Annotated in this window: 14 protein-coding genes and 1 tRNA gene; 10 read left to right on the top strand and 5 right to left on the bottom strand. The window is 52.5% G+C overall.

Annotated features, from left to right (window positions below):
- Positions 1 to 52: 52 nt before the first annotated feature.
- Positions 53 to 1000 carry an acetyl-CoA carboxylase carboxyltransferase subunit alpha gene (locus tag WX88_RS00170; RefSeq protein WP_046242313.1) on the bottom strand — a complete coding sequence of 316 codons (948 nt, stop codon included), beginning with the start codon at positions 998 to 1000 and terminating at the stop codon, positions 53 to 55.
- Positions 1001 to 1299: 299 nt separating this feature from the next.
- Here WX88_RS00170 and WX88_RS00165 point away from each other — a divergent pair.
- From WX88_RS00165 to WX88_RS00150, 4 genes are all read left to right on the top strand, one after another.
- Positions 1300 to 1376: transfer RNA gene (locus WX88_RS00165), tRNA-Asp, on the top strand.
- A 198-nt stretch (positions 1377 to 1574) separates the two neighbouring features.
- Entirely contained in the window at positions 1575 to 2531 is a 957-nt protein-coding gene (gene tssD, locus WX88_RS00160; RefSeq protein ID WP_046242312.1) for a type VI secretion system tube protein TssD, read from the top strand.
- An 18-nt stretch (positions 2532 to 2549) separates the two neighbouring features.
- A complete protein-coding gene (locus WX88_RS27005) occupies positions 2550 to 3074 on the top strand; it encodes a hypothetical protein (RefSeq protein WP_052732198.1) in 525 nt (174 codons plus the stop codon).
- Between the two features lie 183 nt (positions 3075 to 3257).
- Complete coding sequence (locus WX88_RS00150; protein WP_046242311.1) at positions 3258 to 3791, top strand: hypothetical protein; 534 nt, start codon at positions 3258 to 3260, stop codon at positions 3789 to 3791.
- A gap of 134 nt (positions 3792 to 3925) precedes the next feature.
- On the opposite strand, the gene WX88_RS00145 is transcribed toward WX88_RS00150, so the two are convergent.
- The 4 genes from WX88_RS00145 to WX88_RS00125 form a co-directional block, all read right to left on the bottom strand.
- Positions 3926 to 4510: a recombinase family protein gene (locus WX88_RS00145; RefSeq protein ID WP_046242310.1), complete on the bottom strand. Its 585-nt coding sequence runs from the start codon at positions 4508 to 4510 to the stop codon at positions 3926 to 3928.
- Positions 4511 to 4572: 62 nt separating this feature from the next.
- On the bottom strand, positions 4573 to 4806 hold the full coding sequence (locus WX88_RS00140) for a hypothetical protein (RefSeq protein ID WP_046242309.1): 234 nt from the start codon (positions 4804 to 4806) through the stop codon (positions 4573 to 4575).
- Positions 4807 to 5146: 340 nt separating this feature from the next.
- On the bottom strand, positions 5147 to 5503 hold the full coding sequence (locus WX88_RS00135; protein WP_052732197.1) for a hypothetical protein: 357 nt from the start codon (positions 5501 to 5503) through the stop codon (positions 5147 to 5149).
- A gap of 1357 nt (positions 5504 to 6860) precedes the next feature.
- Positions 6861 to 7544 carry a recombinase family protein gene (locus WX88_RS00125; RefSeq protein ID WP_046242307.1) on the bottom strand — a complete coding sequence of 228 codons (684 nt, stop codon included), beginning with the start codon at positions 7542 to 7544 and terminating at the stop codon, positions 6861 to 6863.
- A 1112-nt stretch (positions 7545 to 8656) separates the two neighbouring features.
- Between WX88_RS00125 and WX88_RS00120 the strand changes: the two genes are divergently transcribed.
- The 6 genes from WX88_RS00120 to WX88_RS00095 all read left to right on the top strand — a co-directional run bounded on the left by WX88_RS00120 (position 8657) and on the right by WX88_RS00095 (position 14704).
- Positions 8657 to 9010, top strand: a complete 354-nt coding sequence (locus WX88_RS00120) for a hypothetical protein (RefSeq protein WP_046242306.1) — start codon at positions 8657 to 8659, stop codon at positions 9008 to 9010.
- Positions 9011 to 9235: 225 nt separating this feature from the next.
- Positions 9236 to 11326 carry a S8 family serine peptidase gene (locus tag WX88_RS00115; protein WP_052732196.1) on the top strand — a complete coding sequence of 697 codons (2091 nt, stop codon included), beginning with the start codon at positions 9236 to 9238 and terminating at the stop codon, positions 11324 to 11326.
- A 492-nt stretch (positions 11327 to 11818) separates the two neighbouring features.
- Positions 11819 to 12283: a hypothetical protein gene (locus tag WX88_RS00110; protein ID WP_046242305.1), complete on the top strand. Its 465-nt coding sequence runs from the start codon at positions 11819 to 11821 to the stop codon at positions 12281 to 12283.
- Between the two features lie 364 nt (positions 12284 to 12647).
- The gene (locus WX88_RS00105) at positions 12648 to 12863 is read left to right on the top strand and encodes a hypothetical protein (protein WP_046242304.1); all 216 of its coding nucleotides are present in this window, start codon (positions 12648 to 12650) and stop codon (positions 12861 to 12863) included.
- 1 nt (position 12864) lies between these two features.
- A complete protein-coding gene (locus tag WX88_RS00100; RefSeq protein ID WP_052732195.1) occupies positions 12865 to 13074 on the top strand; it encodes a recombinase family protein in 210 nt (69 codons plus the stop codon).
- A gap of 388 nt (positions 13075 to 13462) precedes the next feature.
- Positions 13463 to 14704 (top strand): hypothetical protein, encoded by a 1242-nt coding sequence (locus WX88_RS00095; RefSeq protein ID WP_231590586.1) that lies wholly within the window; start codon positions 13463 to 13465, stop codon positions 14702 to 14704.
- Positions 14705 to 14790: the final 86 nt, after the last annotated feature.

Raw genomic sequence — 14790 nt, 5'->3', positions numbered from 1 at the left:
ACTACGAAATGGCAACCCTAACGCGACATGCAGCAAAAGCTGCGGCGCTACTTTACTCGACCACCACACCCATGGCTGAGAACTTATCAATACGTTGCGAAATCCGGTCCTCAGCCGGAATAGTGGCTAGTTCCTTCAGCATCTTCAGCAGCGTGTTCTTCAGCGTTTCAATCATTTGCGCGGGCGCGGTGTGGGCGCCGCCGAGCGGTTCCTTCACAATGCCATCAACGAGGCCGGCTTTCTGCATGTCAGCGGCCGTGAGCCTCAGGGCTTCGGCAGCCTGCTCCTTATAATCCCACGAGCGCCACAGAATGCTGCTGCACGACTCTGGCGAAATAACCGAATACCAGGTGTTTTCCAGCATCAGCACCCGGTCGCCGATGGCAATACCCAGGGCCCCGCCGCTCGCACCCTCGCCAATGATGACGCAGATAACCGGCACCTTCAGCATGAACATCTCCTTGAGGTTACGGGCAATGGCCTCGCCCTGCCCCCGCTCCTCTGCCTCCAGGCCCGGAAAGGCGCCGGGCGTGTCAATCAGCGTCACAACGGGCACATTGAATTTCTCGGCCAGCTTCATCAGGCGTAGCGCCTTGCGGTAGCCCTCGGGATTGGGCATGCCGAAGTTGCGAAACTGCCGCTGCTTGGTGTTGTGGCCCTTTTGCTGGCCAATAAACATGACGGTTTGGCCGTCAATCTCGCCGAATCCGCCCACCATGGCCTTGTCGTCGCCTACGGTGCGGTCGCCGTGCAGCTCCACAAATTTGTTGGCCATGCCCTCGATATAGTCCAGGGTGTAGGGGCGGTCGGGGTGGCGCGAGAGCTGCACGCGCTGCCAGCGGGTAAGGTTGGCGTAGGTTTCTTTTTTGAGGACCTTGATTTTGGCTTGTAGCGCGGCCACCGCCTCACTCACGTCAACGTCGCTCTCGTCGGCTAGCTTTTGCATTTCGAGGAGCTTGCCTTCGAGGGCGGCAATGGGTTGTTCAAAATCGAGGAGCATGGGCTACGGAGGGGGTTGCGTGGAGTGAGAAGGCGAAAATAACGGTGCTTACGACATCATCGGGATGAGAACCCACCGCCGTAAGCCACCAAATACCGCTTGGGAAGCGGGTGGCAAAGGTAAAACATCCACCGTTGCGGTGCAGCCCTAAAATTAATCAGCCTGAAAAACAACCCACAAGCCTCTCACGAGGGTGTTTTCAGGAAAAATATTAGCGCCTGGCTTGTGAGAAGCTTTTTTCTTCTGCTACCTTTGCAACACCAAAACGGAAAAACACACGGTTTTTCCACTCGGCAAACGGTTTGGTAGTTCAGTTGGTTAGAATGCCGCCCTGTCACGGCGGAGGTCGCGGGTTCGAGTCCCGTCCAGACCGCCAGTTTGCAAGAAAAGGCCCTGTAAGTCATTGACTTGCAGGGCCTTTTTCGTTTTGGGGCTGAATAGCTTTGCTGGCCCACCCCTATCTTACTATTTCTCTAGAGTAGCTTTGTGAAGCTACTGCTTACGTCCGTTGGTGCCCTCCTGCAATAAAACCAGCCAATAAGGTGGGTGCGGCTGCTTTTCATCTATCTACCCTATGGGAGCAATTTACGTTGAGCTGCACGTTGATGGGCGTATTTACGTGCTGGATACGTGCGACTACAGCACCCACCAAAGTACCCACCAGCGGGGCCGCCCTAATGAACAAGTGAGGTTCGGGCACGTAAACGGTGCGCTGCCCGTGCCCAACGACAATTTTTGGGAAGGTTGGTGCCAGCAAGCGAGCCAGTCACATGAAGTAAATATCCTGTTTAGAGATAGCGCGGGGGGTAGCATCGTAGAGACCTTGCATATCCCTACGGCGCATTGTGTGGGCTACAATGAAGGCTTTGACGACGGCACCAACGGCGGCGAGGGAAACTACACGGCTTACATTACCCTGAGTGCACCTAATGGCTTTAAAATAGCCGCTGGTGGGCCACCCGCGGCGTTTATACCGCCACTGGCTCGGGAACATGGCCAGCCGGCCCCGGTTGCGGTACCAGGTGCCTACGAATTGTTGCCCCGGCTGCCCTTTCCGGACAATATACCGCCTGCCGATTGGGATGGAGATAAAGACTTGCCAGCCTACACCGATGAGCACAAAGAGGCCCGTTGGGCGGAATACCAGCGTGATAAAGCAGGGAACCCCAAAATGTGGAACAAAACGCGCTGGGAAAATAATTACGAGGCCAGCAGAAACAATAACATTTTTGGGCTAGGCCGGGAACGGGAGTACCGACAGGTAATGGAGGCGGAAAGCAGGGTCTTTAAAACGGCTTACACCTATCGGCAAATTGACATGTACGTGCACAAAGACTTGTACTGTGGGCAACTCAAAACCGGGCCTATTGCGTTGCGAAAAGGAAATGTTACTGATTTGAAGCGGGACGGCTGGTTGATTGACGAAGGTTTTGCAGTCGAGTACATTTTAGAGAAGGGCGCTAGCAAACAGTTTTTAGCAGCACTATCAAAAATCGGTGGAACATACAAAATAGGCCCTCAAATCCCCTAGCTTAATTACTAATAGAAGATGGCTCTCAAACAGTATAACTTGGAAGAAGAAGAGGAGAGATTAGGTCAATTCATCCTTTACATGAAGGATGCTTTCTTCCCCTTTCTCCGTCACGCCAACACGCAAGGCTACCAATTGAACGAGGCCCACACCTTGGACAGTTTGGAAGACTTGGAAAGGTATATCCGAGAGAAAAAGATATCGTTAGATGGTGCATCGGACGCGGCCTTGCTTGTAAGGTATAACTGCTGGTACTATCTGGGCGAAGTGATGCGCCGAAATTTTGGGGGAAGTTGGGAGTTCTCAATGGATCAAGAAAATGACGGCAATTGGGGGGAGTACGTCATTGTCGGTCATTCACCCGTTCAGGGCCTTGAATTCGTGCCGGAACGGTTGTTTAGAGCCTTCATCCTGCGCGGTTACAAACCGGGGATGTTCAGGAAAGGAATATTTAACCAAGTCAAGCCGGAACCTGTGGACTTGAGCGAATTAGCCAAAGAACAAGAGGAAGAAGACCGCCTGACGGGAGGGCTGCCCGAGTAACCTATTTTATTTACTGAGCACGTAGCGGGAAAAGACATTCCAAAAGACGCGGCCTTGGTGCGCCTGGGTTATCAAGTCGAATATATTTTGGAGACAGGAGGTTCTAAGCCGCACCTAAAAGCGCTGGACACAATCGGCGTTACGCACAAAATTGGTCCTCAAATTCCTTAATTTTTTACTGCTATGGCACAGCTAGAACAATACAACCGCGAAGAGGAAGAAGACAAGTTGTTGATGTGGACAATGAACCGCATCGATGCCCAGCCCGCGTTTCTGCGCCGCGCTAATGTGAAAGGCTATCAACTCAACAAAGAGCATAGCCTAGACAGCGTGGCTGAGTTGGAGCGCTATGCCCGTGAGGAACGGGTTACCTTTGAAGGTAAGTCCGAGGCCGCAATACGGGAACGCCAAGATTGCTGGTTTTATTTGGGGGAATTGGTGCGGAAGAATTTTGGCGGCAGTTGGGAATTTTCGATGGATGAGAAGAACGACGCCAATTGGGGCGAGTACGTGATAGAAGGTGCTGGACCAGCAGACGTAGAGTTCGTGCCGGAGCGTCTGTTTCGCTTCTTCACGCTGCGCGGCTATCCGGCCGGAATGATGCGCACGGCAGTGGAATACCAAGGCAATCCTGTTGACGTTGATTTGAGTGATTTGGTAGCCGAACAAGAGGCCGAAGACCGGGCCAAGGGCATCGTCAGACGAGATGATGAATAGGTATTTTAACTCTACATACAACACCGCTGCCCGAAGGGCAGAACTCAACAAGCTTCTGGCTGAGAAGCATCAATATTTCATTTCCAGCCTAATTTCGCACTTTTCATAAAAAAGGAGGCAAAAGAGGCGGCAAATCAGGCCCCGGGTGCGACGTATTTAGCCACGGTGCTGGGAGAGATGCCCAAGCTCCGGGCAATGTAGCCGTTGGACTTGCCCGCCTCTTTTAGAGTCCGCGCCTGCTCTACGACCGCCAAGCTTTTCGTCGGGGCCCCGAGTTGGATGCCGGCCGCCTTCTTCTTGGCCAGCGAAGCCTTGGTGTTCTCCGAGATCTTGATGAGGTCCTGCGCGGCGATAGTGGCCAACATCGAGACAATCACGTCACCGAAGGACCCTAGACTATCGAGGTAGGGCTCGGTGAAGGATTTGTAATTCACGCCGTGGTCGCGCAGCTCCTTCAGGTACTTGAGCGTGGGCAGGGCGCCTTCCCGACTGAAGCGGTCCAGCCGCCAGAACACGACCAAGTCAAACTTCTTCTGATAAGCTTCGAGGAGCAGCTGCTTAAACTGGCTGCGGTCGGACTTACCGCCGGATACTTCCTCAGTGAATACTTGATAGATCGTGCCGTGCTGCTCGGCAAAGGCCCGCAGCTGGTGCAGTTGGTTTGCCGGGTCTTGGCCCTTGTCCCGGGTCGACACGCGGGCGTAGATAGCGACTCGCATGCCCAAAGTTACTTCTCCTTGTGGCGCATCTCACTGGTTGGGTGTACCGCAGTAAGTCCGTGCTACTCCTCTTGTCGATAGGCAGTATACCCATTGCTAAAGCCTTGCCAGTACACCAGTAGCCGATGACAATGCGGGCACACCAGCATCGGCTTCGTGTCAGCATAAAGCATTTCGGCGTCTATCTGCCCCGTGTAGCGGTCAAATTCAACATCCGAAATAATCTGCCACTCTACCGGATTAGGAATTTCCCCCAAGTAGAGGACCTGACCGCATTTACAAAGTTCCTTGGGCATAGGCCAAAGATAAGAGCGTACTAGAATCTCGTTCCTTATTAGTGAATGGGCACGTCGAGTTAGATACTTAGAAAAATTGCTTCTCCACCCCTCCAATAAACGGTATCAAAAAACGGCTCAGAAAACCGGCGTTTCCAGGCCGTTTGGGCACCCGCAACAACCCTCCAGAAAACGACCGTTTGTTGGAGGCCACCGAGTCTACGAAACTCATCCCCAGCGGACGTTTCGTAAACGTTGATTCGTAGACGAGTTTCTTGAACTCGCCAGGTGCAGCAGTAGCTTGCAGGCGCTTGTTGGCAGGCTGCTGCTAGTAGTTTATCGAAAAGAGGGCATTCGGATGTTAACTTTTGAATTCATGGGCCGCTTGCCATTCTTCAAAGAGAATAAAAAAATCCTTGAGCGCCGTGCTTTCATCTTGCGAGTGGAACAAAATGATTTCAGCCCATCCATGGTCGCTGGTGATGCCGTATTTAGCGGCTATCCAATCCTGAAAAGCCCACATCCACTCGTCTTCAATGGCAATGTCGTGCTGATGAGCCAACAGCGACCAGCCGGACAAATACGCCTTAAGGCACGAGATATAGTTTTTGCTCAAGCACATGGCTGGCCGACGCTTGATAGCAGCAAGCAGCTCTACCAGCGTGGAGAGGCGCTCTGGTGGCTTACCATCCGAGGCAATGTTATGCTCTTCCATCATTGTGCGAGAAGTTAGGCAGATCACGCAACATCGCTAATCTCTTGTAACAAGATAGAATTGCCTTTGGAGTTCGCGAAAACGGTAGTCCAAATTAACGGACAGTTAGCGCGTTCAAATTAGATTTCTTTTTTGAACACTTTTGGACACCCACCAGAAGGTCCCATAAACGCGGTTTTTGGAGCCTTTTTTTCAGAGAGCAATTCGAACACCTGCTATCGATCTGGGCACGCTTAACGTGCTATATCTTCCGTTTTCTGAGCGGACCCCTAAATGCGTATAATTATATGATACGTCAAGCTGGTAGATTCGACTTATCTTATGACACGTTGGGCCATGGTGAGGATGGTATTATAACCCATAATTCAGCTGCTTGGAAAGCTTCCAACTTCACTAAATGGTTTAGGATTATCCCTTGGAGATAGTAATGGCTTCTACTGGAAGAAAATCATAGCAACCCTTTCTCAGCACATGTACAGGCTACTGTTCGTATTTATTGCATTCTTCACAAGGCATTCTGTAGTCGCTGCCCAGAAAATAGCTGACCCTGAATCATTCAGGCGTTATACATGCAGCTACAGGAACTTTGACAAGAAAATAGCAACCCTAAAAAAGGCCCGCACGGATTCTATTATTACGCTTTCGTATAGGTATCGCCAGGGGCCGCGGAGGGAAATGATAGAAACTAAACATATACTATGGAAACAAGGAGGCCAGAGCTATAACCAAAGCTTTTGGGACTGTGAGCCATCCTCGGTTCAACTCCTGAACCGTGTGTTGGTAGATACCCTCTTCGCCCTTTATCGACGAGTTGAGGCCCTACCTCGACTTCCGAGGACGACCCTGCATTATTGGGGAGGCTATTTCTTCACTATATACTTGCGGGGCAATGTCCAGGAATACGCTCTACTTGATTACCAACATGCCTTGATCGCCTCTAAAACAACTGGCCGGAAAGATTCCACTTATTCGTCATTACTCGACCCTGGGTTGGAATGGATTGCCAGCAGCCAAGCCCTGTGGGCTAATAGCCTTCCATTAAAACCCGACCCTCGGATTGAGTGGATAGACTTAGTTGAAAAGACCATTTCGACCAAAGGAGCTATTCCTGGCAAGAAATAAGCTCTCTGATGACCACCGCCTTCTTATCGGGGTTCTTATTGCAAACAAACAGGTGGATTGACACGCTAAGCATTTATCTATTTGACTTATAGATATTTAAAATTGAACTAATGTTCCCTCATCAGAAATATAATCCTTTTTGATGGAATAAGCAGAACATTTTATCTCTATCAGCGCATTAATAATAAGATTTTTAATTACTTTGCATGTAAACCCACCCGTTTGCAACAAGAATCCCTTACACCGGCGAGGGTCTGTCAGGTGGGGGGGGGAACCGGGCTAGTCGGGCTACTTGCATCGCTGTGAACGCCTTGCCACGACGGGTTCGGTAGCCGTAGGTGTTGAGTGTCTGCGCTACTTGCCGCAGGGTTTGCGACTGTGCCAGGAGCAGCTTGATGAGCTGGCTGGCCTGCAGGTTGGCTTGGTTGGTGCGCGCATTCAAGGACCGGACTTCCCGCCCCCGCCGGATGGCTTCGGGGGTTAGGTTGGCGGGCGTACCCATCGCTTCCCCGCGGGCCTTCTTTGCTCCCAGCGCCGCCCTGGTTCTCGCGGAGATGGTTTCCCGTTCATGTTGCGCGATGACGGCAAAAATGCCGACGGTTAGCGTATTGGCGTCGGGCATGTCGCAGCACACGAAATCGACGCCCGAATCCCGCAGCTGGAAGATGAACCCCGCGTTACGGGAGAGGCGGTCCAACTTGGCGATAAGCAACGTCGCCCCGGAAGCGTTGGCTTCGGCAATGGCCGCGGCCAACATGGTCCGGTGATTTTTCTTGCCCGATTCGACTTCGGTGAATTCCCGGGTGATGAGCCCGCGGTGGTGGACGAAGTGTCGAGCCGCCGAGCGTTGGGCCTCGAGGCCGAGGCCGGACTGTCCTTGTTTCTGGGTGGAGACCCGGTAGTAAGCGACGTAGTTTTTCACGGACTTGGATTATTCGGGGTGTATCTCGCCAAAGATAGCGGTCTGTAACGTTTTTTAAATGACCGCGTTTGAATAATGTTACACCCCCCTATCTTTGGCGAGATACACCCTTTCTATCACCAGGTCCCGCCCGCTACTGGTGGGACCGCTCACTCCTGCAGGAGTCCTGCCTTAGTCGCCAAGTCCCGTAAGCAGTTCGGGTGAGAGAAGCGTCCGCTCAGCTGCTCCACCGGTCGAGCGTGCTTTAAGGGGTTCTTGTTGCAAACGGGCGGATTTACACGCTAAGCCCTTTATCAAAAAGGGTGGCTCTCAAACACCTGCAAAAAGAGCGATTCCAAGCAATTGAAAGGGTATGCCAAGCTTATCAAAAAGGAAATCCTTTTTGATAAGCCTCGAATTTGCCGTTGGCAATAATCACTGAATCAATTTATTAACTGCTTAGCGTGTAAAACCGTCCTTTTGGAACAAGAACCCCTATAAGCTTTACGCTCCGCTACCGCCCGCGGTAGCCCGGAGTTGCCATGGCTTTAGTGGCAAACGCTTGCTCCTTGCCAACCGCTGAGCTAGCCCGTGTAACTGTAACTGGTCGAGTCGGAGGTTTTTCCCTATTTGTTTAATAACACCCAACTATATAGTTAGCGTTGGTTTGGTTCCAGTAGCTCTCCCACTGCAATTACTCGCCAGACGCCAGGCCATCTGGCAGATGCGCCTATACACGATATTACAGCAGGCGCTAGAAAAATGAAAGCTTGGCGATTGAAGACCCGCTTTGCAATATTTAACCTATTGCTAATAAACTGCTTGCTGGCCGGGTTTAGGAATGAAGGAATAGTAGATGCTTTTGTGAGAAATTAGCAAGCCCCCGCCCAGCCTCCGGCGGACATTTGTCACAAATCACGGCCTCGTCGCCGGGCTCGTCTCAATCGCTTGCTAGCGAAAACGCTTTGGCAAATACTGGTTGCAAGTGGGAGATCGAACAGCAACCGGCTGCAACATGGCCGAGCGCCGCCCCACCCTACTGGCCGCTGAAGGCAGCGTAGCGCATCAGCCTACGGGACAGATTGGCACCGCGTACCCTACTGCCTCTGCTATGTTCCTACTATTCCCATTTTATGAAAACCCATTTTATGAAAAAACTTCTCCTGATTTTATTGCTGGGCAGGGGTAGTTTCGGTGCCGCATATGCCACCAATTACTACGTGGCCCCCACGGGCACCAACGCCACGGCTAACAGCACCGGGCTGAGCGCGGACTGGCCCTTGCAGACCATTCAGTACGCAGCCGATCGGACCAATCTTGGGGGATACAGTATTTCCCGCGACGTGCAGCAGGCCGCCTTTATCCTGGCATTCCACCCACCCCGACAGTATCAGTACCGATTCATTACCGGACAATGCTTTGATATAATGTATTCAATAAATAAATTCATATATATACTTGTGACTAATAATGTTTTTTATTCATAATAAGTCAGTCAAGCCTTGTCAATTAGAAGTATTAAATTTATATAACATTTAAAAAATATCTATTTGTCTGACAACGATTAAGTAGCAGAATTACATGATGATAACTGAAAATTCAATCTGAGTCAGTTGCTCTGTTTTATAACTTTTTCAATTCAATCACACAGGAAATTTTTCTTTTAACCCAACTCAACCATTCATTCATCATCATTTCTTTACTCATCATCTATGAAAAGAGAATTCCTACTTCTGGGCTTAGCGGGCTTACTCGCGGCGCCGTCGCTCTCAGCGCAATCTTTACCGGCTCAACTGGCCCAAATCAAGAAGCTATCGGCCGGCAAGCTCAATTACGACCTAGAACAAGTTCAGCAAGCGTACCGCAACCGGAATCAACGCACAGCGACGAAGGGCACCATTTCGAATTTCAAACCGGCTGGGCATTTGCAAGTGCGGGACGGCTTCGTGGCCATCGACGCGGCTGCTGAGCCCGGCCAAGTGGAGCAGTTGCATAAGGACCTGCTCAGCCTGGGGCTGAAGGATGGAGCCGTGGCGGCTCCTCTTGTTTCGGGCTGGATTGCAATTGACCAGCTAGACCAGCTAAGAGCCCTGAAAAGCCTGCGCTTTGTGCAGGCGGCATACCAGGGCCGCTCGGGAGCTGGCAAGGCCCTCTCCCAGGGCGATAATACTCAACGGTCGGCGCAGGCCCGCAGCACTTATAACGTCAAAGGCGACGGGGTTAAGGTGGGTATTATTTCCACTAGCTTCAATGCCTTGGGTGGGGCGGCCCAAGGAGTAAAAGATGATGAGCTTCCAGGAGTAGGCAATCCCAAGGGCTTCGTCACCCCCATTGAGATACTGCAGGAAGGAACCACGGTAAAGACGGATGAGGGACGCGCCATGGCTGAAATCATCCACGACGTTGCCCCGGGCGCTAAAATAGCGTTCAATCAAGGCGTGGATGGCGGGGTAGCAAATTTTGTCCAAGCCGTCAACCGGTTAGTAAATGCTGGCTGCCGGGTGATTACGGACGATATCTACCGCTTCGACGAGCCCTTCTTTCAGGAGGGTCAAATTACCAAAGCCATTAATGACGCAGTAGCAAATAAGGGCGTCACGTACACCGTGCTGGCGGGTAATTTCGGATACAATTCGTACGAGAAAGCCTACGTTAACAGTTCCTCGTCAACGCACGACTTCAACCCCAACACGGCTGTTGAAGACGACCGCCAGTCCATTACCATCAATCCGGGCGTGACGCTTGACTTGATTCTGCAATGGGAGCAGCCCTTCTACTCCGTGACGGGCAATGCCAGCAAGGCTGCTACCTCGGACCTCGACATTGGGTTGTTTGACAGTCAATCGAATCTTCTCACCGGTAGCGCGGACAGCAACATTGGTGGCGACCCCATCGAACGCTTCTCATTCACAAATACAGCCGCTACTCCGCTGACCTGTGATTTACTTATTCAACTGGCAGGTGGTCCTGCACCTAAAACAATAAAGTATATCATCTTGAATAGCCCGGACGACGTTAAAATCAACGAATACGCCACCCGGAGCTCAACTATTTATGGTCATCAGAACGCCACTTCAGCAATAACGGTGGGAGCGTCGGCTTTCTTCAACAAAAACGCGGCGGGCCTGCAAGCTATCAACCCGTTTTCGTCGCGAGGAGGTGCCGCGCTGCGGTTCGACATGGCCGGGAACCCCATTTCCATCTCGCGCAACAAGCCCGATGTGGTGGGCCCCGACGGCGGCAACAACTCATTCTTCAGTGCTGATATCCCCGAAGACACCGATACGCAACCGAACTTCTTTGGCACCTCGGCTGCTACCCCGCACGTGGCCGGCATAGTCGCCCTCATGATTAGCCGCGGCTTCAGCCTGAATCTTACCCTGACGCCGGGCACTATCAAAAATGCGATTATCAAGTCCTGCATCGATATGGATGACCCTTACACGGCCGCCTTCGACACCGGTTTCGACTACTATACGGGCCATGGCTTCGTGCAGGCAGACAAGGCTGTGGCGGCCATAGTGGCTCCCCAAAGCAAACTGGCTCAACCCACAAGCACTCAGCTACAACTCGCACCTAATCCGGCCGAAACCGAGTTTAAACTCTCCTTCACCCGGGACGCCGACGCCGATACCGAGGTTGAGATTTACAATACCTGGGGCAAGTTGCTGCAACGCCAGCCCGTGCACGTACATGCCGGCGAGAACGTGTTGCAGCTCACGCCCAACCTACCTGGCCCGGGCGGCTACATTCTCCGCCTGGCTGACCGGCCTGCTGAAAACGCACACCTGCTCAAGCCCTAACCCCGAGCAAGCGATTGACTGTCCTGCATCAAACATCCCGCCGCACAGCCTTTGCATGCGGCGGGATGTTTGTTTTTGTCTGAGGTGGTTTAGGAATAAGGACATATATTTCATCTGTGATGACGAGCAAACCCAGTGGGCCGTCGCCCGACAAACGGCGTAAAATACGACGAGGCCTTCAAGGTCGAGGCCCTGCGCCTGCTGCTAGCGGCCCGGCAACTGGGTATCAGTCCCAAGCTGCTCCGCCATTAGCAGCAAGCCCAGGTTGTGGCCGAGAACGCTGCTTTCAAGACCGCAACACGGATGCTACAAGGCATTCAGAAAAGAAATAAATATTGAGCGGGATGCAGTCGAAAAATCCTATGTCAAAATCCCCGAAATACGCGTTTTAGGGCTTTTAACGTGGGTAGGAAAAACCATTCGAGAAACAGTAATTTTAGGCCGCCTGTAGAGGCTACTTCCCTTGCTGACACTCTGCTTCCTGCTGACATTATGCTTCCTGTCGATGCCACTACGCTTGGCCGTTCCCAGACGCTATTCATCGTTACAATTGGTGCGGCCCTCGCTTACCTACTTGCCGCCGCCGTATTTGGCACAGGCTCTTGGCTTACTTCTCTCTTGTGGCTTGGCTCTTTCGACTATTGGCCGAACGTGTTGGTCGCCGCCGGCGCCCTGTATCTGAGCAGTTGGGTGTATGGTGGCTGGGCCGGCCGCGCCATTTTAGTGGCACACCGCAACGCCTGGGGTGTTGGCATCCTAGTGAGCGAGGCGAGTTTATTGACGGCGACTGTGGTGGCCAGTAGCACCGTTTTTTTTCGAGAAGCCCTTCCGCTACAAGGCACGTTAGCCGACGCGTTGGTGGATTACCTGGGCAAGCCCCTCTGGTGGGTGATGGGCGGGGGCTGGCTGCCCGCCGCAATGCTGGGACTCTGGCTAGGCTACCGTCTGAAAGGATAGCTAAACCCTCCAGAAAACGGTCGTGGCTGTTGCAGAACCATGTTCCACTCTATTAAAGAGAGCTTCAACAGGCCGAACCACAGTAGAAAGACAATTCTAGGTGCCTTTTATACGCCCGTGGTTGCTCGACTACAGTGATTTTACCTGTCTTTAAGAGTTCTGCAACAGCCACGGTCGTTTTCTGGAGAGGTTAGGCAGCACCCTCAAGACATGATAGGGGAGTGCTTTTTCCGGCGTAAAGAGGTGCCCATTTAACGGTGGCAAAAACGTCCCTCAAAAACGGCCTAGGCGAGCTGTTTTTCGAGGGGCGTTTTTGTGCCCATAAAAGACCCGATTGATGGGCGCATTATGGTTAGCTTTGTTTATGACCAGCTACACTAACCTTACCGAATCTACCCACCTGACCGTTCGCCTCGTCACACCTGCCGGTACCGATGATGTCTGTATTCAGTTCGGGGACAAAGACTATCTGCTAAGCCCAGCAGGTAGCGCCGTAGTGCGGCTCCTACTGAACAGGCAGGTGCCCGCTTATACCATTATCACTAGTCTCCTGGAATCCGCCCTGGATTGTGGGCTGTAACATGAGAGTAGGCATCTACGCCCGGGTATCGACCCGCGACAAAGGTCAGAGCACCGAGAACCAGCTGCCGGACCTGCGGCGCTATGCTGAAGTGCATGGATGGATCATCTATAAGGAGTACTCGGAGGAAGAGTCCGGCGGCACGGCCAAGCGCAGCCAGTTCCAGCAGTTGTTTGCCGATGCCCACCAGCGCAAGTTTGGCCTTGGTTAAAAGTTTGGTACCAAAGTCGCGTTTGCGACTGTATGGATTTGACCAACAGCAAATAATGCTCAAAAGAGGCCTTTTGGGTTGCCCATGCTTGTCCCACTGGTGTCCAGTCCTTGACGGCCGCAAAGCGGTATCCGAAACCGGTTTGGGCAATCTAACTTACCCGAAACGTGCCCCCAACAGCGTTCTGATACGCCGCCTGATCGAGGAAACCGGCAAACGCGACTTTGGTACCAAACTTTTAACCAAGGCCTACATTGCAACGGTCTGTTCGCGCATGGTCGGAGTCAGGTTGGGAGGTCAGAGACCCAAACCTAGCCTGTTCCTGCCGAACAGACTTTTTTATGACCCCACTACTCCGCAACTTGGGTTAGGTATCAAGCGCCTGCGCATGCAGGCGGGCTGGGACAAAACCGAAAAAATAAAGGGCCGCTACGATTTCGCCTGGCTTGACGCCATCATCAACGATGCCACCCGGGGCCTGCAACCCTGGTTGCAACTCTCCTACGGCAACCACAACTACCCCGGCGGTGGCGGCTCTAACCTCGGCGCCGGAGTCCCCACGTCGCCGGAAGCCTTGGCAGCCTGGGACAAGTGGACGGCGGCGCTGGTGGCGCGCTACCAAGACCGGGTCACGAACTGGGAGATCTGGAATGAGCCCAACTTCGGCGACAACTTGGAAAATATGCCCGCCAAGTGCGCAGCCCTTCACATTCGCACCCTCGACATCATCAAGCGCCTCCAGCCCGCCGCCAAAGTGTCCGGTTTGGCACTAGGGCACATTGACCTGAACTACGCCGAGGCGTTTTTCCGGATTATGACGGAGAAGGGCAAGTTGAAACTGTTGGACAACATCACTTACCACGACTACACGTACAACCCCGATTCGCACTACCCCAAAGTCATGCAGTTACGGGCCATTCTGCATAAGTATGCGCCGGGGATGCCCCTACGCCAGGGGGAAAATGGCTGTCCGTCGGGTGGCGGTAGCGGCCGGGGGGCCTTATGGGACTACGACTCGAGCGAGCTAACCCAGGCCAAGTGGGATACGCGCCGGATGCTGGGCGACTTGGGCCATGACATCGAAACCAGCATTTTTGGCATCGTGGAAATGGCCTATACCAACGGCCCCATCAACCGGCTCAACTACAAGGGCATCATCAAGTCGGACTCCACCAAGCGGGTCATTCAACCCAAAATGGCCTACTATGCCATCCAGCATGTTACTTCCATCTTCGACCACTCCCTGCGACGTATTAAGCAAGTAGAATCCACTCACAACCAGGACTACGTACCCCAACGTGCCGACCAGATTGCGTATACCAAAAGCACCGACCGCAGCCTGGCCGTGTACGGCTACGAGCACACCCAGACCCGCCAGCAGGTATTCACGATTTGGGTAGACGAGTACATTCCCACGGAATCCAATAAAACTAAAAATCTGAATTTCACCTTCACTAACGCCCATTTTGACCAGCCCGTTTACGTGGACATCGTGAGCGGACGCGTACACGAAATTCCAGCTAGTCAATGGTGGGGTTCTTGTTGCAAAAGGGCGGATTTACACGCTAAGCCCTTTATCAAAAAGGGTAGCTTTCATACAACTGTAAAAAGGGCGATTCCGAGCAATTGAGAGGGTATGTCAAGCCTATCAAAAAGGATTTCTTTTTTGATAGGCTTCGAATTTGTCGTTGGCAATAATCACTGAATCAATTAATT

This window comes from Hymenobacter terrenus (assembly GCF_000972495.1).
Taxonomy (GTDB): Bacteria; Bacteroidota; Bacteroidia; order Cytophagales; family Hymenobacteraceae; genus Hymenobacter; species Hymenobacter terrenus.
Note: the sequence above shows the minus strand (reverse complement) of the source record. Positions and strands in the feature narration are given on the sequence as shown.

Bases quoted from the DNA above. Each gene is read 5' to 3' on its own strand.
- WX88_RS00170 (WP_046242313.1), bottom strand. From the start codon at position 1,000: ATGCTCCTCGATTTTGAACAACCCATTGCCGCCCTCGAAGGCAAGCTC.
- WX88_RS00100 (WP_052732195.1), top strand. From the start codon at position 12,865: ATGAGAGTAGGCATCTACGCCCGGGTATCGACCCGCGACAAAGGTCAG.
- WX88_RS00095 (WP_231590586.1), top strand. From the start codon at position 13,463: ATGCAGGCGGGCTGGGACAAAACCGAAAAAATAAAGGGCCGCTACGAT.
- WX88_RS00105 (WP_046242304.1), top strand. From the start codon at position 12,648: ATGACCAGCTACACTAACCTTACCGAATCTACCCACCTGACCGTTCGC.
- WX88_RS00145 (WP_046242310.1), bottom strand. From the start codon at position 4,510: ATGCGAGTCGCTATCTACGCCCGCGTGTCGACCCGGGACAAGGGCCAA.
- WX88_RS27005 (WP_052732198.1), top strand. From the start codon at position 2,550: ATGGCTCTCAAACAGTATAACTTGGAAGAAGAAGAGGAGAGATTAGGT.
- WX88_RS00110 (WP_046242305.1), top strand. From the start codon at position 11,819: ATGCTTCCTGTCGATGCCACTACGCTTGGCCGTTCCCAGACGCTATTC.
- WX88_RS00135 (WP_052732197.1), bottom strand. From the start codon at position 5,503: ATGATGGAAGAGCATAACATTGCCTCGGATGGTAAGCCACCAGAGCGC.
- tssD (WP_046242312.1), top strand. From the start codon at position 1,575: ATGGGAGCAATTTACGTTGAGCTGCACGTTGATGGGCGTATTTACGTG.
- WX88_RS00120 (WP_046242306.1), top strand. From the start codon at position 8,657: ATGAAAACCCATTTTATGAAAAAACTTCTCCTGATTTTATTGCTGGGC.
- WX88_RS00140 (WP_046242309.1), bottom strand. From the start codon at position 4,806: ATGCCCAAGGAACTTTGTAAATGCGGTCAGGTCCTCTACTTGGGGGAA.
- WX88_RS00115 (WP_052732196.1), top strand. From the start codon at position 9,236: ATGAAAAGAGAATTCCTACTTCTGGGCTTAGCGGGCTTACTCGCGGCG.
- WX88_RS00150 (WP_046242311.1), top strand. From the start codon at position 3,258: ATGGCACAGCTAGAACAATACAACCGCGAAGAGGAAGAAGACAAGTTG.